The following is a 26,858-nucleotide window of genomic DNA, read 5'->3' as shown; positions in this document are numbered from 1 at the left end:
ACGCACCCTACAACAGATTTTTAGTGTGACACTTGCGTAAGTCCTAAAATTAAAATATTAGTACACCACAAATAAAATCAAAATCCTGTAAATCCTCAAATCCTGCACATCCTGATTCAGACAAATAATTATGATTCTGCACTGGTAAAGTCTATTTTTTCATAAATATCAGCCAGAGAAATTTGACAAGAAACAGAAGTTAAATTCAAAGTATTGTTATTATCTTCATAATATCTAGATCCTTTTATTGCTTTACCATTGATGTTAGCTTGCTCATATTTGATATGTTATTAAACCTGCATCAATATCAAAAATTTCTTGTCTTACTTGCATATATTTTTCTCCTTGGTTCTCATAATCATTTATGGGGTAATAAAGTTTAGTAAAGCCTAAAAATCAACATTATCAAATTTTTAGTTGGGTTGCGCTGACGCTTAACCCAACCTACCATTTTTTAACTTTACAGGAATATCCGGTAAGCGTAAAGCTCAGTAGCTAAAGCCGCTGAGAGTGTCAATTTACGCAAAGACACAAAGAGTTTTTTGTGTCTTTGCTGATTAGCCTCTACCCTTCAGTATCTCTAAAAGAGATCGTGCGAAACAAAACTCAAATGGGTTGAATTTTATCCCGCAGCGTCAGGTAATGGTTTTTTGGGTGTTGCTAGTTGCATGATGATTTCCAGTAACCAAGGGGCGAGACGTTGGCATAATACGGCTAAGTGAGATTGCCAGCCGACTAGGATTTCTGCGGTATCGTTTTCTATGCCGATGACGAGCGCTTGGGCGACTTGTTCGGGTGTCATGGGGATTACGCCTCGAAATGATTGCAAGTCACGCACCATGTCTGTTTCCGTCAGGGAAGGGAGTAAGGCGATAACGCGGACATTGTGTTGAGCAAGTTCTTGACGTAGTGCTTGGGTAAATCCGACAATGGCAAACTTAGTGGCGGAATATGTGGCCATTGTCGGGGCGGCAACTTTCCCCATTAAACTGGAGACATTGACAATGATCCCTTTCTTTTGACTAACCATGCGTTTGGCTATCAAGCTGGTGAGGGTGTACATTCCCAACAAATTGACGGAGAGTTCTTCTTGCAGTTGGGGGAGTTTTGATTGCAGAAATGAGTTTTGATGTGCGACTCCGGCACAATTTACGAGTAGATGAATTGGTCCATAACTGCGCCAAAGTTGGGCTACGGCTATGTTGACGTTGATTGAGTGAGTTAAGTCTAAAGCCATGATTGTAGTTTCTACGCCCAAAGCTTCGATTTCTGCGGCTACTTCGGCTAACTTTTGGTGATCGCGTGCCACTAATATTAACCTTTTCATGCCTTGTTTGGCTAATTCTAGGGCGATCGCCTTACCAATGCCACGAGAAGCCCCGGTAATGAGTGCAACTTTTCCTTGAATCTTCATCGGTTTTCACCTCTAAATTCTTCATTTTTTGTCTTCCGTTTGCCTTCTTGGCAATCAACAGGTAAGACAATTGATGAATGGTAAACAAAAATCAAATCTCTATGCAGTGACAAGATGGAAGCTATTTTTTCTGCTCATTTGCAATACCCCTTTATTGCTTCTCGAAAGCAGAAATTCCTCGTTGTCAGGATTGTTTAATCAACATAAAAAACTTTTGGCAGGATGGATAAAGCTCATTGATTTCACCTCTTTTAAATGATCCGAGCATTCACCAGTGCTGTCGTACCTACACACATTAGCAACTAAATCAAGTTATTGCAATATTTTTTAATCAGGATTTCTGATCAGTCGTTTTCCTAAAGTATATATATCGCGATCTGGATTTATATAAGTTTTTATGAATAGTCAGCAATTTATATCATGATCCCCTCACAATAGGTTGAATTTTGTTACCATGAATACATTTTTTTAAGTTATTCAAGACAATTAATCTGTTGCATTTCCATTTTCGGTGAAATATAGGGTTTCCTAGTCTAACGAGGTACAAAATTATCTGTGTTCATCTGTGTTTATCTGCGTTTAATTCTGACTTCTTATAAGTACCTGGACTGGGAATTGCCATAACATTAATTTATTTGTAGTCAAATATTATTATTTTGTATAACTGCTGATAATAGACAAATCTGGTAACAGATCCCCCAAAACAGCAGTTAAAATTACCTTGGTAACAGCTTATCAGGTTTTACTCTGCGGGTGCTTTTGAAAACCCTTACTCTGTCCATAAAAAACAGTTTTAAACTGCACCTGATTTGTCCCAGGATTGTAAAGAGTATAAGTTGCTTCTCCTGGAGTCCTTCCCACACCTCCCACTCCAATCACTTGACGAGGAGTAACTGTGACTGTTTGTGGAGACAATTGATGATCAAGAGTAATAATTTCACTGGTAATAGATCCGGCTTGTAACTGATACTGAAAAGTTAACCCAGAACGACCGCAAAATAGATTATTTGCTTGCATTCTTGACAATCGGTCTAACATTTGAATAGGAGGAGTATCGGGAGTCAGTTCATCATTTACACCCATTGTTGAACCGTGTATTAATAAACAATCTAATTCAAAAAAACCAAAATCCAGATTTCGCAACCATTGTACAGTCTGACGGGAAACACAATCCCACAACATCCGCACCGTATCACCCCCATATTTTGCCAGCAATTCCGGTGCATCTCCAGTCGGACCCAAACCATGTAAAATCAAACATTGTTCTTCCCACCATCCCTTGCAAATCATTGGTTCTAATTCACCCCGTCGCGGTGATTTCACCCTTTTCACTAGCTGTTCACATTCCCGTCGAGGTCCAACTAAATCACCGATAATATACAATGCCTCTACATAACGATTTCTCAGCTTAATATCAGCTATCACAGCCTCATAAGCTGCTAAATTTCCTTCAATTCCGCTTAAAATTGCCCACATAATCAATTTTGGATTTTAGATTTTAGATTTTGGATTAATTATTAGGACTTACCCATTGACGAAGTTCACCAAATATGAAATGTGGATTTTATCTGTTGTAGGGTGCGTCAGACCCGATAATTTCACAAAAAACAGATTTTCTCTATCTGACGCACCTACTCAATCAGTTATTCCCAAAACTGAAAACGATGTAATTTCGTTTATTCATATTATGGCAGGTTTTATATATAGTGCCTAAATCCTAGTTATTTTATCTAGTACAAACATGAGTTGGATCATCTGCGCGTTCAGCATACTCCAAACCATGCGCTAAACGCCAAGCAAAGATTTCTGGTAATCCCTTCTCTATAATTGCTGCACAGGTTTTTTGATAATCATAAGTAACTTCCCGCAAAGTCACCCCTTGAGTATCAGTTTCATAAATTACATAAGTTGCATTGGGTCGTCCATGTCGAGGTTCTCCAACAGAACCAACATTCACAATCTTTTTCAGCGCAGATGAAAAGCTAATTTTCCGTGATGCTGCTGGATTATCAACCTGAACTTGTAACTCACCAGCATTAAGATTACGACTATAGGGAACATGAGTATGTCCACAAAACAGCACATCTGCACCAGTGGAAAGTACCCGTTCTAAGGCCACAAAAGCATCAAGTTCAGGTAATAAATATTCATGATTACTATGGGGACTACCATGAACAAAAGCTAAATTTTGCCACTGTAGACTATAGGGTAAACTGGCTAAAAATTCGCGGTTTTCTGGATGAATTTCTTTATTAGTCCATTCATGAGCTTGAATACCTCTTTTTTCTGCTAACAATGAGGGATAACTACAATCGCAAGCATTCAATCCTTCCACAATATCTTCATCCCAACAACCAGCGCAGGTAGGAATATCTAAAGAGCGAATTTGGTTAATCACTGCATTAGGATGTGGTCCATATCCCACCAAATCACCAACACAAAATATTTTTTCAGCTTTTTGTGCGTCAATATCTAATAATACAGCATCTAAGGCTTCATAATTACCATGAATACATGACATAACAGCTATTTTCATCCTTGTTCGCCCTCTAACAAAATTTGTTGTACTTGTTGTTGATATTGAAAAATTAAGGATTCAGATAAACAGCAATCGGATAATGTTGCTTTTAAAGCTGTTTCATCTAAGTTTTTACCTACTATTTCTATGCCACTAAATCGCTGAGGTCTACCTTGTAAATGTCGTGGTAAGTCTAATTCTAAAAAATCTATTTGGGGAACACCATTGACAAAATCACAGTAAAGAGAACGTCCATCATTGACATCAAAAATTGCCTTAGCACGGGTAACAATCCCATAAGCACCATGAGTTATTTCATACCAAAATGCCTCCAAACTATTTTCATCAATAACTTGACCTGTAGTTGCTACCCGCCATAAATTTTCTCCAATTATAATTGGTGCAGGTGCGCCATATATAATTTCATTTGCCCAACTATCATATTCCGAATTTTTCAACTCCGGGGGAATAACTGCTATAGCGCTGTAAGTGAAATGATCTAATATTTTTGATACACTGTCTAATTCCAAATAAGCACCCAACTCCATATAAACACTATCTGCTGTGGGTATTTGATGGAGAAATTCAATCTCTTGACCATCGCCAAATAGGTTTAAATCTGGAAATTCAGTAGCTATTTTAGTTTGATCAATAGGAATATTCCCAGTTCCTGGACAAAAATAAATGACTTTTTCAACAGATGAAATATCTCGAATTTGTTGACAAATCCAGGTGGTTTTTCCCGAACCAGATAATCCAGCAACAACAGTAATAATGGGTAAAGACATAATTAATATAAATTATAATTTATGAGGCAGAATTTCCACATAATTAAAAAAACAACTTCTGACTCCAGTATGACAGGCAATACCACCAACTTGCTCAATCTTAATGAGAATTGTATCACCATCACAATCATAAAAAAGCTCTTTTACCTTTTGAATATGTGCAGATGTTGCCCCCTTATGCCATAACTGAGAACGAGAACGACTCCAATAATGAACTTCACCTGTAGCCAGGGTTTTTTGAATTGATTCTGCATTCATCCAAGCCATCATTAAAACAGTACCATCATAGTAATCTTGAGCTATAGCTGGAATTAAACCTTGCTCATTAAATTTCAGATTCCCAATCATTTCAGTAGCTAAAACCATATTTACCAAATTGATAACTTATCCCTTCTCATCTGCGTTTATCCGCGTTTATCTGCGGTGAAATATTATTATTTTGTGTAACTAATCATAATGTAGAGATAAAAAATAGCTTATCTCTACATCAGACCCAGCGACTTTAAATTTCCATCAGTCAAAACCTGTTATTTAAAATTAGCATTGTGTCGAATCAAATTCATAAATTCTTCACGAGTCCGTTCGTCTTCAGAAAACACCCCACGCATGGTGCTGGTAACAGTCCAAGAACCTGGTTTTTGGACTCCTCTCATCACCATACACATATGAGTTGCTTCAATTACCACTGCAACTCCTTGAGGCTTGAGTAAACCTTGCAGTGCATTAGCAATTTGTAAAGTCAGCCTTTCTTGCACTTGTAAACGTCGAGCATACATTTCACAAATGCGGGCAATTTTTGATAAACCTATCACCTTACCATTAGGAATATAAGCAACATGAGCGCGACCAATGATTGGTAATATGTGGTGTTCGCAGGAACTAAAAATATCAATATCCCTGACTAACACCATTTCATTTGCATCTTCTGTAAATACTGCTCCATTTAGCAATTCATCTACAGATTGATCATATCCATTGGTCAGAAATTTTAAGGCTTTAACAACTCTTTTAGGAGTATCCTTTAATCCCTCACGGTCTGGATTTTCTCCTAATCCAATCAGTAAAGTGCGTACAGCTTGCATCATGTCTGCTTCTGTTACGGTTGGTTGTTGCTGATGAGATAAAGATGAAATTACATCAGCGGCAGTTAGTTCTGGACGAATTGATAAAGTCATTGTTTGAATTTGATGAGATGAGTTATGACCGATAATTTTAGATTTTAGATGAAAAAATTTGGTACAAGCTCCATCATTCAGGACGGAAAAATTGTAAATCCAAAATCCAAAATCGTAAATCCAAAATCGAGTGACGGAAGTTAATAGTTGAATATCTATTAACTAAATTTGCTCATTATTTACTACTGTTAAACTATAGCAAACATTTGTTAAGTTTTGTATGAATCTCATTAGCGTCCAAATTTCTACCAATAAAAACCAACTGATTTTTAGGTGGATTGTACCATTCATCAGCCTTCAAGTTGTAACGAGGTCCACTCAGTTGAAAGATATGACGTAAATCACTATCACTAAACCATAAAATGCCCTTAGCACGAAATATATTCTCTGGCATTTCTTCGGTTAAGAAATTCTCGAATCTATGAACATCAAATGGTCTATCGGTTTGGAAAGAAATGGAAACAAACCCATCATTTTCTAAATGTTTAGAGTGATGATGGTGATGTTCATGTGCATGATGATGTTCATGTTTATGGTGATCTTCATCATCAATGACAATATACTGATCTTTTGGTGTTAAACCCACATCTAAAATTAGAGGTAAAGCAACTTCACCGTATTGAGTATGTAAAATTCTCGCTCCATGTTTGATATCATGGATGAAATTCTCTACTTCTTGTAGTTTTTCTGCGGTAACAAGGTCTGTTTTATTGAGGAGAATAATATCCCCATAGGTAATCTGTTTTAAAGCTGCTTCACTCTGGAAATGTTCTTCGTTAAAAGCTTCAGCATCTACGACTGTGAGAATCGAATCTATGTTAGTTAAATCTCTCAGTTCTGTGCCAAAAAAAGTTAAGATAATTGGTAAAGGATCAGCAACACCAGTGGTTTCAATGACTAGATAATCAATCCGTTCTTCTCTTTCTAAAACTCGATAAACAGCGTCAACTAAACCATCATTAATCGTACAACATATACAGCCATTACTAAGTTCTACCATATCTTGGTCTACAGAAATTAGTAATTGACTATCAATGTTAATATCACCAAATTCATTAACGAGAACAGCGACTTTTAAATCTTGTTTGTTCTGAAGAATTTGATTTAAGAGGGTGGTTTTTCCACTTCCTAAAAATCCGGTAATAATGGTTATAGGCATTCCTTGTTTAGGAATTTCAGGAATTGTGTTTGTTGTGTCGAGAGTGATGGTATTCATATCAAAATGTAATGGATTTGAATTGTTGAATCAATAAAGTAAATAAGGATTTTAAACTGTTTGCAAATAATTTACAAGTTCAGCTAAATTTAAAATTCCTAAATCTCCAGCTTTTCTACTTCTTACACTCACAGTTGTGCTTTCTATTTCTTTCTTGCCAAGAATAGCAAAAACGGGAATTTTTTCTAATTCAGCCATGCGAATTTGTTTACCTAATCGCTCACCACTGCTATCTATTTCTACCCTAAAGCCGCTTTTTTTTAAATCTTTTTCCACCGATTTTGCATATTCTCGACAATCATCACTAACAGGTAAAAGCCGCAGTTGTACAGGTGCTAACCACAGGGGGAAATCACCTGCATAATTCTCGATTAAAATGCCAAAAAAGCGTTCTAAAGACCCAAAAATAGCCCGATGAATCATGATTGGTTGTTGACGACTGCCATCGGATGCAATATACTCCATATTAAATCGTTCTGGCAAGTTAAAATCTACTTGAATTGTGGAACATTGCCACAAACGACCGATAGCATCTTTAATTTTAATGTCTATCTTAGGACCATAGAAAGCTCCCCCACCTTCATCAACAATATAATTCCAACCTTTAGTATTTAAAGCTTGTTCTAGTGCTGTGGTTGCTAGTTCCCAAACGTGATCACTTCCTACCGATTTTTCAGGACGGGTGGAAAGATTAACTTCATATTCTTTAAAGCCAAAATCTGATAAAATCTGCTCTGTGAGATTTAAAACGCCTAAAATTTCCTCAGAAATTTGGTCAGGTAAACAAAAAATATGAGCATCATCTTGAGTAAATCCTCGTACTCGCATTAAACCATGTAAAGATCCAGAACGTTCATAACGGTATACTGTTCCTAGTTCTGCCCATCTTAATGGTAATTCTCGATAGGAATGGAGTTGATGTTTGTAAGTTAGGACATGAAAAGGGCAATTCATGGGCTTAATTTGATAAGCCTGATTTTCCACATTCATTGAGTCAAACATACTCTCTTGATAGAAGTCAAAATGTCCTGATGTTTTCCATAAATCAAGATTGGCTACATGAGGTGTATATAGTAATTGATAACCAGATTCTAGATGGACTTTGCGCCAATAATCTTCAATGATGTAGCGAATTATTGACCCTTTGGGATGCCAAAATACTAAGCCACCTCCAGCTTCTTCTTGAATACTGAATAAGTTAAGTTCGTGACCTATTTTTCGATGATCTCGGCGTAAAGCTTCTTCTATGTGTTGGAGGTAATTTGCTAATTCTGCTTTTGTTTGCCACGCTGTTCCGTAAATTCGTTGTAGTTGTGGTTTGGTGGCATCTCCTTGCCAATAAGCACCGGCAACATTCAATAATTTAAAAGCATGAGGATCAATTTCACCAGTAAAGTTAATGTGCGGTCCTGCACACAAATCCCACCAATAATTATTTGCTGGTTGAATGTCTGTGACAAATAATGATGGTTCTGATTTCGCCGTTTCAGGAGTACCAATAAAGTAGCGGGTGATAATTTCTGATTCGGGAATGCGTTCTAAGATTTCTAATTTGTAGGGTTCATTTAATTCGGCAATTTCGGCGCGAATTTCTGCTCTTTTTACTTCTTCGCGGATAATGGGTAAATTAGCTTTGATTATCCGTCGCATTTCTGTTTCTATTTTGGCCAAGTCATCAGTAGTGATGCTGACTGGACAATCAAAATCGTAGTAAAATCCTGTTTCTGTGACAGGTCCAATTGCTACCTTAGTCCCTGGAAATAGCTTTTGTACCGCCATGGCCATAATATGGGCGCTGGTGTGACGAATGAGGCTGAGTTTGTCGCTATCGTGTAGGCTTAAGCTGTCTTGAGACTGGATTAATGAACTGACCATATCAAACCAGAATGAGAATCGTTATCAGTATAACGCAAAAATGTCTGAATGGGAAAATATTTTAAAGTGCTGTTAGCTGGCTTGGACTTCAGTAAGACTATGAGGAAAGGCTACACTGGGTTTAACGATCACTGGGACAATTTTTTCACAAGCCATTCTTGCACCTGATAAATTTCTGGCTGTTGGACCCACTTGCAAGGCTGCTAAACCACCCATAATGAATAATTCACAACCAGTCCAGCGCAGATAAGTATCTAATACAGGTAAACCGTTGACTACTTGGATGGGATAGGCGGCTAAAATGTCCTGTAATAAGGGTTCTGTGGTGACATCGAATTTAGTACCCGTGGCTAACCAAATATAATCACATTCGTAAAAGTTACCATCACTACATTCTACTTGCCAGTTATTACTTAACCATCCGGCTTTGACTATTTGACAGTTTTCGTCAATTCTAATATTACGACGATGCTTTTCTTTGCGGAGTTGGGTGGCGATCGCCGGAGTCATAGAACCACCATTTCTCGCTTCTTGAATTAGCTTCCAGCGTTGTTGCCAATTTTGCTCAAAAAATCCTTTCAGATATTTGGGACCTAACCAACCGGGTGCAGCATCAAATAGCTTTTCTGATAACTGTCTTCGCAGCATTAAATGGACTTCTGCACTCCGGGAAATTGCACCTACAGCTAAATGTCCACTGGTTAAGCCGCCACCGACTATTAAAACTCTTTGACCTTTTAAACTGTGATGGTTACGTAAATCTACAGTGTGAGAATGGCAAAGTCTATCTTCAGGATATACTGATTTAATCTGATGTACCCAATCAGGAATGTGTATTTTACCGAAAAATTTTAGATTTTGGATTGGGAATTTTCGGTACAAGCCCCGCCCCTTCAGGGCGGAATTAATCAAAAATCGCCAATCTAAAATCCTCAAGCTCCACACTTGTTTGTTGGAGTCAATCCAAAATCCAAAATCGTAAATCCAAAATCTGTTGACAGCCCTAATTGAAATTGAGGACGCACCTGTTACCTGTCACCTGAGTTACATCAACATCAAAGCTACTTCTTTGGCGAAGTAGGTCAAAATTAAATCAGCACCAGCGCGTTTCATACTGGTTAAAGTTTCTAAAATCACCTTTTTCTCATCCATCCAGCCATTTTGTGCAGCAGCTTTAATCATTGCGTACTCGCCGCTAACGTTGTATGCTGCAACTGGTAAGTTTGTATTTATTTTGACTTGATGGATAATATCGAGATAAGCTAGGGCAGGTTTAACCATGATAATATCTGCACCTTCAGCAATATCCAATTCAATTTCTTTTAAGGCTTCTTTGGCGTTAGCTGCGTCCATTTGATAGGTTTTTTTGTCGCCAAATTTGGGGGCTGAATCTAAAGCGTCTCTGAATGGTCCATAGTAGGCTGAGGCGTATTTTGCTGAGTATGCCAAAATACCGACATTGATATAACCTTCAGCGTCTAAAGCTTTACGAATTGTGCCGATTCTACCATCCATCATATCAGAAGGAGCAACAAAATCAGTGCCGGCTTCGGCTTGGGAAAGTGCCATTTTTACTAATACTTCTACGGTTGGATCATTGAGAATCTTGCCATTTTCATCAACTAAACCATCGTGTCCATGAGTTGTGAAGGGGTCTAGAGCAACATCGGTAATAATGATGATTTCTGGAATTGCTTTTTTAATGGCTTTAACGGTTTCCTGTACCAATCCCTCTGGGTTGTAGCTTTCTGTAGCTGTGTCGTCTTTTTGATCTTCGGGAATAACGGGGAACAGTGCGATCGCATTAATACCCAATTGTGACACTGCGGCTATTTCTTCCAGGAGTAGATCTAAAGAAAAACGATAACATCCTGGCATGGAAACAATTTCTATTTTTGTGTTTTCACCTTCCATGACAAACATTGGATAAATCAGATCATCTACAGTCAAAATCGTTTCCCGCACCATTTTCCGTAAGGTTTCAGTACGACGAAGACGACGGGGACGTTGAGTCAGATGTAAGGGTTTATCGGTAGACGAGTTTTCAGACGACATATAACCAACCAAAAATGATAATCATTATTATAGTTGTATTATATAATTCTTAACAAGCACTATATTTTTCTAATTAAAGGATGAGGGCAATCACAGGGAATTGCCCATACTATTAACGTAAGTTGCTAGTTAGGTAAATTGTCAGAAATGGCCAACGCCTCGCTTCGCTATGAGGATGCCCAGGATTCAAGGATGAACAGGATGAAAACAGAGATTTTATCACCAATTACCAATTACCCATTACCAGCCTCAACTAGATAACTAGTAACTTGAGTTATTAATGATGGTCTAAGAGGATAGAAAAATTTAAGCACGAGAATCTTGAGGTAAAATCATTTCCCGAATGGCTGTGGCTGTTGCTGGGGCGAGTAAAACCCCATTGCGATAGTGTCCCGTAGCGAGGAGAACATTAGTAAAACCCGGTAGTTGATCAATTACTGGTGCTGGTCTGCCTTCGGGACGGGGGCGCAACCCTGACCAAGTGCGGATCACCTTGGCTGCGGCTAAATCTGGGGCAAAGGCGATCGCTTGTTGTCTGACAATATCCAATAATTCTTGACTTGCGGATATTTGATTTTCATGATTGGGAAATTCTACCGTTGCTCCCACCCAATAATCACCATTTCCCATTGGCACAATATGCACATCATTACCAGTAATTACAGGTTGAAAATCGGGATTTCCTAAACTGCGTCCTAAGCTTAAATATAAAGCTTGTCCCAGCACTGGACGGATATTTACCATTTGATCTAATTGTGCAGTTAAGGCTGTTGAACCCAAACCCGCAGACATAATAAACCAATCAGCGGTAACTTTGCCCTCTGTAGTTTCAATAAAATTACATTTACGCGCTTCTCCCAATCCTTTTTTGATGTGTAAAGGTGTTGGGGGAGGAGGAGGAGGAGTTTCTGTGCCAGTAACCGACACACCAAACTTGAAATTTACGCCATTACGTTGGGCTGCATCTACTAAAGCTAAAGTTAAAGCTGTGGCATTTAGTTGTAAGTCTTGGGGAGAATAGACAGCGCCAATAATTTGCGGGTGACTAACTTGGGGACAATATTTTTGCAGTTGTTCTTGATCCCAAACTTGTAATTCCCAACCTTGGGATTGGCGAATTTCTCGTAGTTGTTCCCATTCGGAAAGGACTTCAACGCCACTTTCTAAGGGACGCTCTAAGTTTTCTGATAATAGCATCACGATTCCTTGACGATTACAAGGGATTTTCCGCCCTGTAATTCCTTCTAATTCAGGAATCAAAGTTTCATAGCGTTGGATGCTACTTTGTCGCATTCGCCAAGCAATACCCTTGGTTTTATGGCTAATTACGCCCATTAATACACCGAGAGCGGCGCTGGTAGAACCTTGTGCGGGTTGTTTTTGCTCGAAAACGGTGATTTTTAAACCTTTAACTTGGCTGAGTTCATAGGCGATCGCCGCCCCAACCACGCCACAGCCGATAATTACTACATTCATAGTTTTTGCGATTGAGTTAGGGGTGAAGAATGAAAAGTCTTCCTCTCCACCCTATCACTCCATTACCCTAGCATTTTGTGATTCAAGACTCGAATTGAACCAGGGAACAGGGAACAGGGAACAGGGGAGAAATTTCCTTCTTTCTCCTGCCTCCTGCGCCCCTACGCTCCTCTTTTAGCTACTCTTTTCGGGAACTAGTTCTAGGAATTTGTCAATATCTGCAAACGCTTCTTGGTATTTACTCGCAGCTAGGCTAGTATTGCCCGCAGCAGCAGCTTGATCAATTCTTACTAGGTCTTTCAACAAATCTTTACTGATTTGTCTGGCTTGAGCTTGGCTTTGCTTGGCTAGGTTGGGAATGATATAAGTCATATTTAACCTAGCTTCTGTCATGGGTCCGTGAATAAAATTACCCACTTTCACCCATTCACCTGCTTTAATCAGGTTTTGGAGTTCGGAAGAGCGATCGCGCACCATCTGAATTCCGGGAACATATTCCTGAATTTTTGCAACTTCCGCTGCTGTATAAGATGGTGGTACAGTAGCAACAGTAGGACTACCACAACTAATCAAAAATGTGGCTAATAGTACAAAAATCAGTGAGAAAATAGAACGTTGACGCACCATAAATGGAAATTAATTTTTTGTTTGTTTACAGATTAACAGTGTTATTTTAGATCGCCATGTAATGAACCGTTACAATTAACTCAGGTTTTTCTGTCTTGATCTTCCCCGCAGACCAACCGCATAGAGGAGTATTATTGAGTGAACGCAGCCGAACAAGCCACAAACCTAGAATTTGCCAGCAAAATTGCGACAGTAGTAAATTTATTCAAATATGAATTTCCTGATGTCAAATCCGATCTTAAACCCTGGCACAATGATCCAGAAACCAGAGAACTAGTAGATCCAGATTCCATAGACATTGGTTTTCACTTTCCCGGCATTAGCAAATCTTGGCGCTGTCGCAGTATTTTAATTCAAATCCGATTTTATCAAGATCCCATCAATCATCACCGTCGCGCCATTGGTGTCGAAGCTGCTGGATTTGACCACAGTGGGGAAGTTTGGCGACTTTCTACGGTGGAAACCTGGAGTTTTGTCGGTGATGCTGTACCATCCGCTGTTGTTGGGGAAAAACTAAAACAGGTTTGTCGGCAAATTTTAGAAGTGTTTAATCAGCCGAGTCAGTAAAAATAATTAGCTTTTCTCCTCATTTAACACCCATTCCCACCTTTGCTTTAAATCATTACAGTGGCTAGAAGGTAAAACTTTATCATGTTGAAGTCTTCTTCAAACTTGCTACTCTCGAATACAATGTCCATTTTATCACGGTTCTATAAATATAGTTAACCCTTAAGGTTAACTATATTTTAGGATAGGAATGCGAAAATGACAGGAATTACTCAGAAAAGAGGTTTAAATGCTTACATACTAGAACTTTTATACTAAATTAGAGTCAGGCTCAATATCACTCGTTACCAGTTTTACAACTACCATCTACACAGTATGCTGATTGATAGGTTTGCGATCGCTTACCAAACAATGTATAACGATGATCCCGAATTTGCTCATAAAACCTATCTCCAGCCCATTTCATCCCCGGTAACATCCGATACGCATCCACAAATATACTACCCGAAGGCAATAGTCGTCCAATTTCCTCAGCCGCATTACTACCTTGCCAACGTCTCTGGGTAGCATTACCATCAATTAAAATCATCCCCTGTTGACAATCTGTGGAAGTAATTCCCCATTGAGATAATGTCTCCTCATCTTGCATAGAAACGTAGAGAAACATTTTCCCTTGGTCTAAAGTTTCCAACAATTGGACTAAAGTTACACAAAGATTACAGTTGCCATCATAGATCACGTAGTAATTCATAAAATTAATAGTATGTTTTTGGTAAGTATCTTACTTTTGAGTGCGTACTTGTGAATTTATCTGTCTTTACTTTACTATATAAACAGTTAAAAAAATACTTCTGTTTGGGCAATTCTGTAAACCAAATCATTATTAAATAGCAAGGTAAAATCATGACTCAAAATACCATTAATTATGTAATTCATGATGGCAATGCCCGTGGACATAATCACATTGATTGGCTCAATAGTTATCATACATTTTCCTTTAGCAGTTTTTATGATCCCAAACGGATGGGATTTCGTTCTTTACGAGTGATTAATGATGATCGCATTGCTGCTGGTGCAGGATTTCCCACTCATGGACATAAAGATATGGAAATTCTCACTTATGTTTTATCAGGTACGGTGGAACATAAAGATAGTTTAGGAACAGGTTCGGTAATTTTCCCCGGTGAAGCCCAGGTTATGAGTGCAGGAACTGGAATTATGCACAGTGAATTTAATCCTTCCCAAACTGAAGAATTACACCTACTACAAATCTGGATTTTACCAAATCAGCAAAGCATCAAACCTAGATATGAACAAAAAGCTTTTCCGATGTCAGAAAAGCAGGGAAAACTCCGTTTAATTGCGGCGGAAGATGGCAGGGATGGGGCTGTAACAATTCACCAAGATGTCTCTTTATATGCAGGAATTTTAGCAGCAGGTGATGTAGTAAATTATCATGTTCAAAATCATCGTTATGCTTGGTTACAGATAGCTAAGGGTGAAGTAATTTTCAATAATCACGCATTAAAGGCAGGAGATGGCGTAGAAATTACAGGAGAAGAAAAATTAACAATTAGCACTAATTCAACTGCGGAAATATTACTATTTGATTTGGGTTAAAACACTCATGATCATTTTCATATCCCATAGGGGCGCAGGGTATGCGCCCAAAAATTAGTAATATGCTCCCACCAGACTATAAGTCAAACTAGTAAGCACTAATAATGTAATGATGACATAGATAAAATTGCGTTGTAAAAGAAAAGTTAAGCAAGAAATAATCACCCGTAAAATAGGGATAGCAATTAGTAATAACAGTCCTAGTTGAATAATTCCCCGGTGACTACCGGCTAAAACCGCATTAACTATACCGATAGGAGAGCGAAACTGAGATGGTGTACCTATAAATACTTGATATTTAGCAGGCTCAAAACCATGATTAATTAAGTATAAAATTCCACCGAATAACACTATAAAACTAGCACTTAAAACTCCATATTTAAGCAAATTACTGAGTAAATATGCTAATTGTTTTTCATTGGCTGATTTCGTCAGTATTAGATGACTAACAATTTCACTCTGATAATTTATTTGTACTCCATGATTAAGTCGCTGTTTTTCTAACTCTTGAATATGAGAATTCTGTTCTGCCAATTCAAAAGTGAAAGTTCCAACTTCTGTTTCTATTTGTGTTGTGCAAGTCCAACGAAAACCAGAATTTAATTTATACATAATTACAGTCCTCCCATTAGAATGTTATAGATCATTTTTAACGCCATTACTACTAGTACAAGGCTGAAAATAATTCTCAAAATTTGGGTTTTCGCGCCGATTAAGATTCTCGCTCCCAAAAAAGCACCGGGTAACACTCCTAACATGACGGGCATAGATAAACCTGGATCTATATATCCTCTTGTTAAATAAACACCTGTTGAAGCTGCGGCTGTGACACCAATCATGAAATTGCTGGTGGTAGTGGAAACTTTAAATGGGAGGCGCATAGCCTGATCCATTGCCAATACCTTGAATGCTCCCGAACCAATCCCCAGTAAACCAGAAAGCACTCCTGCTACTACCATAATGCTAAATCCAGCAGGTAAAGAGTGAACTTGGTAAGAGACTATACCATCAGCCGTAGGATAAGTACCATGAAGCTGGAGATATTCTGCTAAAGGGTCTGGTAAACCAATTTCTGCTTGTTCTGGTCTGGGTCGTTGAGATAAGTATGCTGAATAGATTAGCACAATCGCCAGAATTAAAGAGAGTATTTTTACGGTGATATGAGTTGCTAGTAAAGCACCAACAAGAGCGCCAATAGTCGTCGCTACCTCCAGGAACATTCCCAAACGCAGATTGGCGTAGCCTTTGTTAATATAAGTAGAAGCTGAACCTAGTGATGTAGCAATAACTGACACTAGTGATGCACCAATAGCATAGCGAATATCAACTCCAAACACGGAAGTTAATAAGGGAACTATGACAACTCCACCACCTAAGCCAGTTAATGCTCCGACTAAGCCGGCACTAAATGATCCTAGCCAAACCAGTAAGGAAAATTCTAGTATATTCAATTTTAATTCCTCGGTTTTTTAATACAAACCCTCTTGCTAGATTATCAGCCGTGATATCTTAAATGTTGATTAGAAACTCAAAATTTGGGAAATAAAATAATTCTCAAATTGGAGGGTTTCTAAAACAGAAAGTATCTTTGTGCCATCGGTAAAACTGTTGCTGGTTCACAAGTTAATAATTCACCGTCGGCGCGAACTTCGTAGGTTTCTGGATCTACTTCAATTTCGGGTAAAGCATCATTTAATTTCATATCTCGCTTAGTAATTTGACGAGTTCCTGAAACTGCGATCGCTAATTTTCTTAATTCTAATTGTTGAGGAATTTCTCTGGACAAAGCAGCTTGAGACACAAAAGTTAATGATGTCGCATTTCTAGCACCAGCAAAACTGCCAAACATCGGTCGCATATACACAGGTTGGGGTGTAGGAATACTAGCATTAGCATCGCCCATCTGTGACCAAGCAATCATGCCGCCTTTAATCACAATTTCCGGTTTGACACCAAAAAAAGCAGGTTTCCACAAACACAAATCCGCTAATTTTCCCGCTTCTACTGACCCCACATATTCAGAAATACCATGAGTGATTGCCGGATTAATTGTATATTTAGCAACATAACGTTTAGCTCGTAAATTATCGGCATGACTATCACCAGCAAGACTTCCCCGTTGCACTTTCATTTTATGTGCCGTTTGCCAAGTCCGAATGATTACCTCACCGACACGGCCCATTGCTTGTGAGTCGGAAGCAATCATACTAAACGCGCCTAAATCGTGAAGAATGTCTTCCGCAGCAATCGTTTCTCGACGGATACGGGATTCAGCAAAAGATACATCTTCAGGAATAGCCGCATCCAAGTGATGACATACCATCAACATATCTAAATGTTCATCTAGAGTGTTAACAGTGTAAGGACGGGTAGGATTAGTGGAAGATGGTAAAACGTTACTTTGTCCACAAACCTTAATAATATCCGGTGCATGACCACCTCCAGCCCCTTCCGTATGGTAGGTGTGAATAGCACGATGTTTAAAAGCGGCAATTGTATCTTCCACAAAGCCGGCTTCGTTTAAAGTATCAGTGTGAATTGCTACTTGCACATCATATTCATCAGCAACGGTCAAACAAGTATCAATCGTGGCAGGATTTGTTCCCCAATCTTCATGGAGTTTTAACCCCATCACTCCGGCTTCAATTTGTTCTATTAGCCCTTGAGGTTGACTAGTATTACCTTTACCCAAAAATCCCAAATTGACAGGGAATGCGTCAGCAGCTTGCAACATTCGATAAATATTCCAGGGTCCGGGGGTACAAGTTGTGGCATTTGTTCCCGTAGCTGGGCCTGTACCACCACCAATCATGGTAGTAATACCGGAAGCAATAGCGACTTCAATTTGTTGGGGACAGATAAAATGGATGTGGGTATCAATTCCCCCCGCAGTCAGAATCATTCCCTCACCGGCTAAAGCTTCTGTTCCTGGTCCAATAATAATATCTATATTGTCTTGAATATAGGGATTGCCGGCTTTACCAATTTTGTAAATTTTGCCATCTTTAACGCCAATATCTGCTTTAACAATTCCCCACCAATCGAGAATTAAAGCATTTGTAATCACTAAATCTACAGCCCCATCCTGATTAGAAATAGGTGATTGTCCCATCCCATCTCTGATGACTTTTCCGCCACCAAATTTAACTTCATCACCGTAGTTTGTAAAGTCTCTTTCCACTTCTATAAATAGTTCGGTGTCGGCCAATCTAATTCTGTCTCCTACTGTTGGTCCGAAGGTATCGGCGTAGGCTTGGCGGTGCATTTTGTAACTCATATATTATCCTTTTTTTATCACGCTTCAGTCGCAGAGGCGCAGAGAGAATTTTAGAGGTTTCCGTTAATTTTGTTGTTGAAGCCGTAGATTTTACGACTACCAACTAGGGGAATTAATGTTATTTCTTTTCCGTCTCCTGGTTCAAATCTGACGGCTGTACCTGCGGGAATATCTAATCGCATTCCTCGCGCTTTTTCTCTGTCAAAATGTAAAGCTGTGTTGACTTCGTAAAAGTGAAAATGTGAGCCTATTTGAATTGGTCTATCTCCCGTATTTGCTACTACTAATTTAGTCGTGGTACGACCTGCATTTAATTCTACTTCACCTGCTGGTGTGATGATTTCACCTGGTATCATAATTTAGTTTTTCCTAATTTACAAATTTTCTAAGAATTCCACAAATGGTTTGAAAGCTTGCGGACATAGTTCGGCTATATCTTGATATCTAGCATTTTCTAGTATTCTGCGTGCATTCACAGAACCTTTATATTTCTTACCACATTCTCGAAAGATTTTTTCTACAATATCTTTCGGGGGAATATTGTGATTTTGTTCTTCAACTGGTATTGTCCATGTTACAGAAAGAGAATTAACACCAAGTACATTTATTAGTTGGGATTCAGCAGCTAAAATTAAGGCTTCTAAATCATGTTTAAAACAAAAAATTCTAAACCGCTCTTTTAAGCGATTGTCATTAATTCCTTTAGACTCTAATACCTGATTAAAATTATTTAAAACACCATTTTCTAGCTCTTGAATTGTTTCATGTTCAAACCCTCTATTTTTGGGATATAGGTCTGGCATGACTACCACAATTGACTCCGACTGATTACAGATAATATTGACTGCTTTGGTTGGAATTTTTGTCAATAAATCTTTCTTAGCATCTCCTCCTTTATCATTATCATTTCCCTTAACTGCAAAAAATTTGATACTAATACCCTGCTGTAATTTCTGGTAAATTAAAGGTTCTAATAGTGCCTCCATTGCATATTTATCAGATGTACCTTCTACATAAATTTCAACTCTCATGGAAGTCTCTCTAATTCATCGCTACGGTGTAATTGTTCTAATTCATCTGCACCAAAATCATCAAGCATATCAATTAATACCGGAGAATTTCCAGGTTTAATAAATTTTGCTTCCCCTTTTTCTTTTCTGAGGACAGCAATTTGAGAAATATCAAACTGTGTCAGGAAATAAGATGAATGCGTTGCTAATAAAATTTGAGTGCGTTCAGAGGCTTTTTCAAATAAAGCAGCCAAAACAGGTAATGTACGAGGATGAACACCTTGGTCTGGCTCATCTATACAAATTAAAGATGGTGGATTCGGGTGTACACATAAACAAATCCAACAAATTAACCGCAAAATTCCATCTGATAAGTCAGCAAGACTTAACTCATCCTCAACACCTGATTCTTGCCAAAAAGCTATAACTTCTCCTGGTCCACCACGTGCTTTTACTGTTAAACCTTTAAAACCAGGAATTACAGAACGTAAATGTTGTTGCAATTCATCAAATGCTGGTCTATGTTCAGTCATTAAAGAAAAAAGAACTGAACTTAAATTACGTGCATTTTCATGTAAAATTGGTTCTTGTTCAATGGGAACTGATTGACGAATTTTCTGATTTGCTATGTTGAAAGAACTATAAAACCTCCAATCACGAATATATTCACGTAAGTTATATAAAGCTTCCAGTGATGGATTTGTCATTGTATTTAGAGTCAGTTGATTAGAACGCTTTAAAGCAATATCTTGTGTTAATTTATCTGATGTTAATGTTGTAAATCCTTTTTCGCCAGGTTCTCTAATTACACCTTTATTACCTTGAATATCCATATATATGTATGGACTACTGTATCTATCACTAAAAGGTTTAGATGATTCTACTCTTTCATAGGAAACTTGAGTTCGACCAACCGGACCCATAAGTTCTCCTAGATATCTAATACCAATTGGACGACCTGTATCAATTTCTATATCCCATTCAAACTTAGCTGGCCCTGGAATATGAAAAATCTGCTGACCAATAGAACCAGAAATAATTTCTGGTGGGATCTCATAATAAAGACTATCTCGCAAAAATTTGAGAAATTCAAAAAAACTTGATTTCCCTGCACCATTAGCACCAACAATAATTTCTAGTGGTTGTAATGGTGCTTGAAAATTTTTGAAAGGGCGATAACCTTGGATATTAACTGATTTTAATCTCATATCGTTTTTACTTGATTTGTAATTTCTCCTATTTTAATCTTTTCTAACGAATTGGATTATGTACAGTTACCAACTTTGTCCCATCAGGAAATGTGGCTTCTACTTGAACATCATGAATCATTTCGGGAATCCCTTCCATGACATCATCACGAGTTAATAATGTTGTGCCGTAACTCATCAAATTTGCTACAGTTTGACCATCTCTTGCCCCTTCCAAAATCGCCGCAGAAATAAAGGCAATTGCTTCGGGATAATTTAATTTTAAACCTCGGTTTTTGCGTCTCTCTGCGACTAAAGCAGCGGTGAAAATTAATAATTTATCTTTTTCTTGAGGTGTAAGCTGCACGTTTTTCTCCTGTAAATTTGCCAAAATTGAATAATTAAGATACCCGACTTCTTGTTAATTTTGCAAATAAATTATTAATTAATATAATATCAGAAGTTGGGGATCTCGGTCTTTTGTTCTATATTTGCCATACTCTAGGAATACAATTACCACGATTTAGACAAGATACTCGTAATATTTGCCAAATATTTGTAAACCAACTTCTGACTTCTGATGTAGAATTACCACGATATCGGCACAAAAATCCATGTTGTAAGCGAGTTACCCCAGCATCAGAGTTTTGAATAATTAAAGAACGTGCTTGATTGATGATTTCTGGGGATATGGGAAAACCAACGCCAATAAAACTACCAACAACGGGATTTTCTCTTAAACCATGAGGACTGTGAAACACTTTTTCGCTACCGGGAACGATTTGTCTATCAATCCATAATGGCATCCCATTTTGCCAAATTTCCGTGTGCGATCGCATTTCTCCCTGTACAAATTTTTCACCCCTAGCACTCCGTCCAAACCGTGTAATTTCCCAAGCTAAATAACTGGCATCCGTAGCTAGTTCTACCCGTAAATCTTGCCGATAAATCCCACCATTAAATAAAATCGTTTCTTGGGGTAAATATTCTAAACAAGCATGAGTATCAACTTGGATATTTACGGTTTGTCTTGCTGGTAAGCCATTACTACGGTATATTTTACCAGCAGCGGCTGTAGTAATCAAAGCGTTTGTATCGGGTTGGAGGTGAATATCAGAGGATAGGCGATCACCCCCCACAATCCCCCCAGCAGTATGTAAAATCACACTATGGCAAATTTCTTGTCCTTCCGGGTAAAAAGGGCGTTGTACCTTAAATGGGGCTTGATGGTGGTTATAAATTAACTGAGTGGAATCTTGGCGATGACCATAGACTAGGTTAAGTTGACCATGCCAACCTTGTATCGTCTGAGAGTTATCAATCATTTATAGGGTAGAGTAAAAATTAAGCACCTGATTTATCCGGTTTAACATATTATTCAACAATTTATGACAATATTTTGGTTGGCATTAGCTGGCATTATTGGCTGGTTTATCAGTTTACTAGCAGGTGGTGGGAGTTCATTAATTCTCATGCCCATCGTTGGGACATTTTTAGGAGCCATAGCTATTGCACCTGTTATTACTATTAGTGGCATATTTGGTAACAGTGAACGAGTATTTGTGTATTGGCAAAAAATTAATTGGGATATCGTTAAATGGGAGTTACCCGGAGCAATCTTCGGCGGAATTTTAGGAGCTTTTACACTGACAAAACTTAAATTAGATTGGTTAAGTATTTTAGTTGCCATATTTCTGATTTTTTCGGCAGCTAGTTACTTTTTCAAGAATGAAGAAAAATCTTTCCCAGTCAAAGCTTGGTATTTTCTTCCAACAGGTTTTGTTTATGCTTTTTTCTCTGGTTTGATAGGGAGTATGGGTCCTGTATTAGCTCCACTTTATATTAACTATGGCTTACAAAAAGAAGAATTACTAGCAACTCAGGCAACAAATCGAGTAATTGTTCATCTAGTTAAAGTTGTTGTCTATGGTTTTTTTGGTGCTTTCAAATTACCATATATTGGTTATGGAATTGTCCTTGGTTTAGCTGCTTTACCTGGTAACTGGTTGGGACATTTAGTTCTCCAGAAAATCAGTGAAAAACAATTCCGGCAACTGGTTATATCCTTTGTTATGTTCAGTGGTATCCTGATTTTATGGCAGCAACGAGAATTATTACTTTTTTGGTAAAATAACTTTTCATTTAATTCTGCAACTTGATTTAATTAAACTAAACACGGTTGGGAAATGGACTTTTATAAGATTACGAAAAACCTGTATGTGTAGGGGTTTAGCAGTGCTAAATCCCTACCGATAGAATCGAATAATTAAGCCGTGTTGAGTATAAACTAATTTTTTGGTTCTATAATTTATTGTATATGCCTAATTTAGAGGATGTTTAAAAAGTCCTCTTGTCAGTATTAAATAGATTTATAGAAACTTTACAAGAATATATTTTAATTAATATGAAAAAACCGAGAAATTGAACCCGCTTTCCGCACTTCATTTTGTAATACGTGAATATTTCCATAATTTTATTTTTTATCGTTTAATAAAACACATATTTTATCCATCATTTTAGGTATTAATATTGAACAATTTAACCCTTGTTAGGAATAATTCTTGAAAAGATGGATACTACATTGTGAAGTGCGGAATATGGGATTGAAGCTGGACTTTGTGTATTACAGTCTTATGTGGGAACAGAAACTTCATTTCAATTACACAACATTAATTTTGCGGGAACAATGACGCAACTTTATGAAGATGTAGATTTTCTGACTCCAGTGTAATTTCTTCCCAATCCACGATGATAAATTTCGGACTTTAGACCTTAGATAAATAATCCAAAATCCAAAATCCAAAATCTAAAATTGTTTAAGCCATTTGATTTTCAATCGCCCAACGTGCTAATTCAGTACGGTTGTGGAGATTGGTTTTGCCCAACATATTGGACACATGGCTTTCAACAGTCCGCTGACTGACATTTAATTCTTCAGCAATTTCGCGGTTTGCTAAACCCCTAGCGACGAACTGGACTACTTTCAGTTCTGTTGGGGTTAACTGGACATCGAAAGGAACTTGGATACGAGAACCGTTGTCCCCGCCCTTGGTTTGATGTTCTTTCCAACGCACAGTTTGCTTGAGTGAGGATTCTACTTGTGCTACGAGTTCTTCAGGTTCAAAGGGCTTGATCATATATACGTCAGCACCTTTATTTAACCCCTTAACTCGGTCTGCACTTTGACCTTTAGCTGAGAGGAAAAGAACGGGAATCCAACTAGTTCGTTCAGTCTTGCGGACTTCTTCGACAAAAGTGTATCCGTCCATTTCCGGCATCATCACGTCACAGATGATCATATCTGGAACTTCGGTTTCGAGAAGATCCAGAGCTTCTGAGCCATTTGCAGCCGTGATGACTTCGTAGCCCCGGAACTCTAAGTAATCCTTCACCAGCAAGATGAGGTTAGGGTCATCATCAATAAGTAGAAGTCGTTTGTGGTCTTTCATGCTGGGTTCTTTCATAACAGTGGCACTTCTCGCGCTTCGATCCATTAAGGTATTGATATAGTTATCCCGTATGGTGGATGACTTTGGATGTTGTCTTTTTTCCCACTTAACTTACTTTAACTCCCCGAAGTCTTAAAAGTGTTAGTTACTTTCAACAGACTTGCAAGTGAATGGAAAAAGTCTAGTAAGGATACGTATAGCAGTAGTCTTTATAATGCGCTATTATAGATCCATTTGAAAGTTGCCGGCTAAAAACCCTGATAAAATTATTGTCCTTGTGGATCACAAGTCAGTATTTTTTCAAGACGACCCTAGCTCAAAACTCGCCCGCACTTTCATTGGTATACTGCTGCTTTACTTATCCTTCGGATGTGAAGCCTCTATTTGGAGGTTCAAAATCAACCGGGGAATGTTTTGGCCAAGCATGGGTTAAAAATATAGATTTCCTCACCATACTCGTTGCCAATCTACTGGTCTTGGATGACCTACTCTAATGACTTCTGGATTTAATTGGCGATACCAGACCCCATCTAGGTAAACTACTATTATCGTTCTAGAACAACAAACACGCAAGTTTTTGACTTGGGCTGTGAAGATGCCTATGGAATAACTATGTGTTAACTGATGGGTTGATCGCTCTCCCAGTCCTTGTTAACAGCATTACCAAGTTCTAGACTAGCCGATTTGTAACAGAATTGAGCATTTATCTGTTTTGGGCAATAGGTAATTGGTAATTGGTAATCTCACCTGTTCCCTGTTCCCTGTTCCCTGTTCCCTAGTAGTTTTAGGGATGAGACGACTGTTTGTGGATATTTGTGATGTTACTCATTGAGTAGATCCCTGATTACAGTTCTATAACAATTTCCCAAGTTTGCAAATAAAGTTGTCCATATCAAAATATTCATTACTTACGCAACAAACCCTGACAACTAAAATAATTGGATATTTGCACTTAAGTATCGCCACCCTAATCTTAGTTCGGAAACCCGTACACAAGCCATGATTGCTATTGAGTCCCAGATAAAGCTAAATTAGCACTCATGAGTCGAGAGTGCTAATTTAGCAAAAAATTTTGTATGGCAGCTGTATCTCTAAGCGTTTCCACCGTTAAGCCCCTGGGCGATCGCGTTTTCATCAAAGTGAGTGCCCCTCAAGAAAAAACCGCAGGCGGTTTGTATTTGCCCGATAATGCTCAGGAAAAACCCCAAGTAGGCGAAATCGCCGCTGTTGGACCTGGCAAGCGCAATGACGACGGTACTCGTCAAACAATGGATATTAATGTTGGCGATAAAGTGTTGTACTCCAAGTACGCTGGCACTGATATCAAGTTGGGTACAGATGAGTATGTACTCCTTTCTGAAAAAGACATTTTAGCGATCGTTAACTAATTGGGATTGGTTGATAGGTAAGGAGTTTTTCCTAATTACCTGTTCACCACTCACCGATTTTTCGCAAAATTTAATTAATTTACTACCGGGATTTAGACTTATTATGGCAAAGCGCATTATTTACAACGAAAACGCCCGTCGCGCTCTAGAGCGTGGTATTGATATTCTGGCTGAAGCTGTAGCTGTTACCCTTGGTCCAAAGGGTCGTAACGTGGTTCTAGAGAAGAAATTCGGCGCACCACAAATCGTGAATGATGGTGTCACCATCGCTAAAGAAATTGAATTAGAAGACCATATCGAAAATACTGGTGTAGCTCTAATTCGTCAAGCTGCTTCTAAAACCAATGACGCTGCTGGTGATGGTACAACCACAGCTACCGTTTTGGCTCATGCTATCGTTAAAGAGGGCTTGCGGAACGTTGCAGCCGGTGCTAATGCAATTTTATTGAAGCGCGGTATTGATAAAGCATCTGCGTTTTTAGTAGAAAGAATTGCTGAACACGCTCGCCCTGTAGAAGATTCTAAGGCGATTGCACAAGTTGCAGCAATTTCTGCTGGTAACGATGAAGAAGTCGGTAGCATGATTGCTCAAGCTATGGACAAGGTGGGCAAAGAAGGCGTAATTTCCCTAGAAGAAGGGAAGTCTATGACCACAGAATTAGAAATCACCGAAGGGATGCGCTTTGATAAGGGTTATATTTCTCCTTACTTCGCTACCGATGCAGAACGGATGGAAACCGTTTTTGATGAGCCTTTCATCTTGTTAACCGACAAGAAGATTGCTTTGGTACAAGATTTAGTTCCTGTCCTCGAACAAGTAGCTCGTTCCGGTCGTCCTTTAGTAATTATTGCTGAAGACATCGAAAAAGAAGCTTTGGCAACCTTGGTAGTTAACCGTTTACGCGGTGTCCTCAACGTGGCTGCTGTAAAAGCTCCTGGTTTTGGCGATCGCCGTAAAGCTATGCTAGAAGATATCGCTGTCTTAACTGGTGGTCAACTTGTCACCGAAGACGCTGGTTTGAAACTAGACACAACCAAGCTAGAAAGCTTAGGTAAAGCTCGTCGCATTACCATTACCAAAGACAGCACCACAATTGTGGCTGAAGGTAATGAAGCTGGTGTCAAAGCTCGTTGCGAACAAATCCGTCGTCAGATGGAAGAAACCGAATCTTCCTACGACAAAGAAAAACTCCAAGAGCGTTTGGCTAAATTGTCCGGTGGTGTAGCTGTAGTTAAAGTTGGTGCAGCTACCGAAACCGAAATGAAGGACAAGAAA

26 protein-coding genes and 1 pseudogene are annotated in these 26,858 nt (G+C 38.5%); 5 read left to right on the top strand and 22 right to left on the bottom strand.

What is annotated here, in order from left to right; all coding sequences use genetic code 11:
- Positions 1-622: 622 nt before the first annotated feature.
- The 12 genes and pseudogenes from CA730_RS02715 to psbQ all read right to left on the bottom strand — a co-directional run bounded on the left by CA730_RS02715 (position 623) and on the right by psbQ (position 13,144).
- Positions 623-1,414 carry an SDR family NAD(P)-dependent oxidoreductase gene (locus CA730_RS02715; RefSeq protein ID WP_096663663.1) on the bottom strand — a complete coding sequence of 264 codons (792 nt, stop codon included), beginning with the start codon at positions 1,412-1,414 and terminating at the stop codon, positions 623-625.
- A gap of 735 nt (positions 1,415-2,149) precedes the next feature.
- The gene (locus tag CA730_RS02710) at positions 2,150-2,896 is read right to left on the bottom strand and encodes a metallophosphatase (protein ID WP_096663661.1); all 747 of its coding nucleotides are present in this window, start codon (positions 2,894-2,896) and stop codon (positions 2,150-2,152) included.
- A gap of 244 nt (positions 2,897-3,140) precedes the next feature.
- On the bottom strand, positions 3,141-3,950 hold the full coding sequence (locus CA730_RS02705) for a metallophosphoesterase family protein (protein ID WP_096663658.1): 810 nt from the start codon (positions 3,948-3,950) through the stop codon (positions 3,141-3,143).
- Positions 3,947-4,720, bottom strand: coding sequence for a CobW C-terminal domain-containing protein (locus tag CA730_RS02700; RefSeq protein ID WP_096663655.1), 774 nt, complete (start codon positions 4,718-4,720; stop codon positions 3,947-3,949). The genes CA730_RS02705 and CA730_RS02700 overlap by 4 nt, the downstream gene beginning before the upstream one ends.
- A 12-nt stretch (positions 4,721-4,732) precedes the next feature.
- Positions 4,733-5,086, bottom strand: a complete 354-nt coding sequence (gene hisI, locus CA730_RS02695) for a phosphoribosyl-AMP cyclohydrolase (protein WP_096663652.1) — start codon at positions 5,084-5,086, stop codon at positions 4,733-4,735.
- A 161-nt stretch (positions 5,087-5,247) separates the two neighbouring features.
- A complete protein-coding gene (gene folE / locus CA730_RS02690) occupies positions 5,248-5,895 on the bottom strand; it encodes a GTP cyclohydrolase I FolE (protein ID WP_096663649.1) in 648 nt (215 codons plus the stop codon).
- 193 nt (positions 5,896-6,088) lie between these two features.
- Entirely contained in the window at positions 6,089-7,111 is a 1,023-nt protein-coding gene (locus tag CA730_RS02685; protein WP_096663597.1) for a CobW family GTP-binding protein, read from the bottom strand.
- Between the two features lie 51 nt (positions 7,112-7,162).
- The gene (gene thrS, locus CA730_RS02680; RefSeq protein WP_096663594.1) at positions 7,163-8,986 is read right to left on the bottom strand and encodes a threonine--tRNA ligase; all 1,824 of its coding nucleotides are present in this window, start codon (positions 8,984-8,986) and stop codon (positions 7,163-7,165) included.
- Between the two features lie 72 nt (positions 8,987-9,058).
- A pseudogene (locus tag CA730_RS02675) lies at positions 9,059-9,826 on the bottom strand (FAD-dependent oxidoreductase); the annotation flags it as partial.
- Between the two features lie 204 nt (positions 9,827-10,030).
- Positions 10,031-11,041, bottom strand: coding sequence for a porphobilinogen synthase (gene hemB, locus CA730_RS02670; RefSeq protein WP_096663591.1), 1,011 nt, complete (start codon positions 11,039-11,041; stop codon positions 10,031-10,033).
- 306 nt (positions 11,042-11,347) lie between these two features.
- Complete coding sequence (locus CA730_RS02665) at positions 11,348-12,517, bottom strand: NAD(P)/FAD-dependent oxidoreductase (protein WP_096663588.1); 1,170 nt, start codon at positions 12,515-12,517, stop codon at positions 11,348-11,350.
- 174 nt (positions 12,518-12,691) lie between these two features.
- Positions 12,692-13,144, bottom strand: coding sequence for a photosystem II protein PsbQ (psbQ, locus tag CA730_RS02660; protein WP_096663585.1), 453 nt, complete (start codon positions 13,142-13,144; stop codon positions 12,692-12,694).
- Between the two features lie 138 nt (positions 13,145-13,282).
- On the opposite strand from psbQ, the gene CA730_RS02655 reads away from it, so the two are divergent.
- A complete protein-coding gene (locus CA730_RS02655; protein WP_096663582.1) occupies positions 13,283-13,711 on the top strand; it encodes a hypothetical protein in 429 nt (142 codons plus the stop codon).
- Between the two features lie 277 nt (positions 13,712-13,988).
- On the opposite strand, the gene CA730_RS02650 is transcribed toward CA730_RS02655, so the two are convergent.
- Complete coding sequence (locus tag CA730_RS02650; protein WP_096663579.1) at positions 13,989-14,402, bottom strand: thiol-disulfide oxidoreductase DCC family protein; 414 nt, start codon at positions 14,400-14,402, stop codon at positions 13,989-13,991.
- A gap of 152 nt (positions 14,403-14,554) precedes the next feature.
- Here CA730_RS02650 and CA730_RS02645 point away from each other — a divergent pair, with 152 nt between their 5' ends.
- Positions 14,555-15,271 carry a pirin family protein gene (locus CA730_RS02645; protein WP_096663576.1) on the top strand — a complete coding sequence of 239 codons (717 nt, stop codon included), beginning with the start codon at positions 14,555-14,557 and terminating at the stop codon, positions 15,269-15,271.
- Between the two features lie 54 nt (positions 15,272-15,325).
- Here CA730_RS02645 and CA730_RS02640 read toward each other — a convergent pair whose 3' ends face one another.
- The 8 genes from CA730_RS02640 to CA730_RS02605 form a co-directional block, all read right to left on the bottom strand.
- A complete protein-coding gene (locus CA730_RS02640; protein ID WP_096663572.1) occupies positions 15,326-15,883 on the bottom strand; it encodes a DUF1634 domain-containing protein in 558 nt (185 codons plus the stop codon).
- 2 nt (positions 15,884-15,885) lie between these two features.
- Positions 15,886-16,722, bottom strand: a complete 837-nt coding sequence (locus tag CA730_RS02635; RefSeq protein ID WP_096663569.1) for a sulfite exporter TauE/SafE family protein — start codon at positions 16,720-16,722, stop codon at positions 15,886-15,888.
- A 119-nt stretch (positions 16,723-16,841) separates the two neighbouring features.
- Positions 16,842-18,548 carry an urease subunit alpha gene (gene ureC, locus CA730_RS02630; RefSeq protein WP_096663566.1) on the bottom strand — a complete coding sequence of 569 codons (1,707 nt, stop codon included), beginning with the start codon at positions 18,546-18,548 and terminating at the stop codon, positions 16,842-16,844.
- Between the two features lie 50 nt (positions 18,549-18,598).
- Complete coding sequence (locus CA730_RS02625; protein ID WP_096663563.1) at positions 18,599-18,904, bottom strand: urease subunit beta; 306 nt, start codon at positions 18,902-18,904, stop codon at positions 18,599-18,601.
- Between the two features lie 18 nt (positions 18,905-18,922).
- Entirely contained in the window at positions 18,923-19,579 is a 657-nt protein-coding gene (locus CA730_RS02620; protein ID WP_096663560.1) for a DUF4276 family protein, read from the bottom strand.
- Entirely contained in the window at positions 19,576-20,766 is a 1,191-nt protein-coding gene (locus CA730_RS02615; RefSeq protein WP_096663557.1) for an AAA family ATPase, read from the bottom strand. The genes CA730_RS02620 and CA730_RS02615 overlap by 4 nt, the downstream gene beginning before the upstream one ends.
- Before the next feature lie 43 nt (positions 20,767-20,809).
- Positions 20,810-21,112, bottom strand: a complete 303-nt coding sequence (ureA, locus tag CA730_RS02610; RefSeq protein ID WP_096663555.1) for an urease subunit gamma — start codon at positions 21,110-21,112, stop codon at positions 20,810-20,812.
- A gap of 118 nt (positions 21,113-21,230) precedes the next feature.
- The gene (locus CA730_RS02605) at positions 21,231-22,070 is read right to left on the bottom strand and encodes an urease accessory protein UreD (protein ID WP_096663552.1); all 840 of its coding nucleotides are present in this window, start codon (positions 22,068-22,070) and stop codon (positions 21,231-21,233) included.
- Positions 22,071-22,133: 63 nt separating this feature from the next.
- On the opposite strand from CA730_RS02605, the gene CA730_RS02600 reads away from it, so the two are divergent.
- Positions 22,134-22,874, top strand: a complete 741-nt coding sequence (locus CA730_RS02600; protein WP_096663549.1) for a sulfite exporter TauE/SafE family protein — start codon at positions 22,134-22,136, stop codon at positions 22,872-22,874.
- A 687-nt stretch (positions 22,875-23,561) separates the two neighbouring features.
- On the opposite strand, the gene CA730_RS02590 is transcribed toward CA730_RS02600, so the two are convergent.
- Positions 23,562-24,239 (bottom strand): response regulator transcription factor, encoded by a 678-nt coding sequence (locus tag CA730_RS02590; protein WP_096663546.1) that lies wholly within the window; start codon positions 24,237-24,239, stop codon positions 23,562-23,564.
- A gap of 1,031 nt (positions 24,240-25,270) precedes the next feature.
- Here CA730_RS02590 and groES point away from each other — a divergent pair.
- Both groES and groL read left to right on the top strand, forming a co-directional pair.
- Positions 25,271-25,582 (top strand): co-chaperone GroES, encoded by a 312-nt coding sequence (groES, locus tag CA730_RS02585; RefSeq protein ID WP_027403125.1) that lies wholly within the window; start codon positions 25,271-25,273, stop codon positions 25,580-25,582.
- A 103-nt stretch (positions 25,583-25,685) separates the two neighbouring features.
- Positions 25,686-26,858 (top strand): chaperonin GroEL (gene groL, locus CA730_RS02580; protein ID WP_096671235.1); only part of this gene is annotated, 1,173 nt, incomplete at its 3' end.

Source organism: Dolichospermum compactum NIES-806, from assembly GCF_002368115.1.
Classification (GTDB): Bacteria; Cyanobacteriota; Cyanobacteriia; order Cyanobacteriales; family Nostocaceae; genus Dolichospermum; species Dolichospermum compactum.
This window is presented reverse-complemented; position numbering and strand designations above follow the sequence as displayed.

Coding starts and splice junctions, on each gene's coding strand:
- CA730_RS02615 (WP_096663557.1), bottom strand. CDS start 20,766: ATGAGATTAAAATCAGTTAATATCCAAGGTTATCGCCCTTTCAAAAAT.
- groES (WP_027403125.1), top strand. CDS start 25,271: ATGGCAGCTGTATCTCTAAGCGTTTCCACCGTTAAGCCCCTGGGCGAT.
- folE (WP_096663649.1), bottom strand. CDS start 5,895: ATGACTTTATCAATTCGTCCAGAACTAACTGCCGCTGATGTAATTTCA.
- CA730_RS02650 (WP_096663579.1), bottom strand. CDS start 14,402: ATGAATTACTACGTGATCTATGATGGCAACTGTAATCTTTGTGTAACT.
- CA730_RS02665 (WP_096663588.1), bottom strand. CDS start 12,517: ATGAATGTAGTAATTATCGGCTGTGGCGTGGTTGGGGCGGCGATCGCC.
- CA730_RS02715 (WP_096663663.1), bottom strand. CDS start 1,414: ATGAAGATTCAAGGAAAAGTTGCACTCATTACCGGGGCTTCTCGTGGC.
- CA730_RS02705 (WP_096663658.1), bottom strand. CDS start 3,950: ATGAAAATAGCTGTTATGTCATGTATTCATGGTAATTATGAAGCCTTA.
- CA730_RS02700 (WP_096663655.1), bottom strand. CDS start 4,720: ATGTCTTTACCCATTATTACTGTTGTTGCTGGATTATCTGGTTCGGGA.
- ureC (WP_096663566.1), bottom strand. CDS start 18,548: ATGAGTTACAAAATGCACCGCCAAGCCTACGCCGATACCTTCGGACCA.
- CA730_RS02620 (WP_096663560.1), bottom strand. CDS start 19,579: ATGAGAGTTGAAATTTATGTAGAAGGTACATCTGATAAATATGCAATG.
- hemB (WP_096663591.1), bottom strand. CDS start 11,041: ATGTCGTCTGAAAACTCGTCTACCGATAAACCCTTACATCTGACTCAA.
- CA730_RS02600 (WP_096663549.1), top strand. CDS start 22,134: ATGACAATATTTTGGTTGGCATTAGCTGGCATTATTGGCTGGTTTATC.
- CA730_RS02590 (WP_096663546.1), bottom strand. CDS start 24,239: ATGGATCGAAGCGCGAGAAGTGCCACTGTTATGAAAGAACCCAGCATG.
- CA730_RS02640 (WP_096663572.1), bottom strand. CDS start 15,883: ATGTATAAATTAAATTCTGGTTTTCGTTGGACTTGCACAACACAAATA.
- hisI (WP_096663652.1), bottom strand. CDS start 5,086: ATGGTTTTAGCTACTGAAATGATTGGGAATCTGAAATTTAATGAGCAA.
- psbQ (WP_096663585.1), bottom strand. CDS start 13,144: ATGGTGCGTCAACGTTCTATTTTCTCACTGATTTTTGTACTATTAGCC.
- CA730_RS02685 (WP_096663597.1), bottom strand. CDS start 7,111: ATGAATACCATCACTCTCGACACAACAAACACAATTCCTGAAATTCCT.
- CA730_RS02625 (WP_096663563.1), bottom strand. CDS start 18,904: ATGATACCAGGTGAAATCATCACACCAGCAGGTGAAGTAGAATTAAAT.
- thrS (WP_096663594.1), bottom strand. CDS start 8,986: ATGGTCAGTTCATTAATCCAGTCTCAAGACAGCTTAAGCCTACACGAT.
- CA730_RS02645 (WP_096663576.1), top strand. CDS start 14,555: ATGACTCAAAATACCATTAATTATGTAATTCATGATGGCAATGCCCGT.
- CA730_RS02605 (WP_096663552.1), bottom strand. CDS start 22,070: ATGATTGATAACTCTCAGACGATACAAGGTTGGCATGGTCAACTTAAC.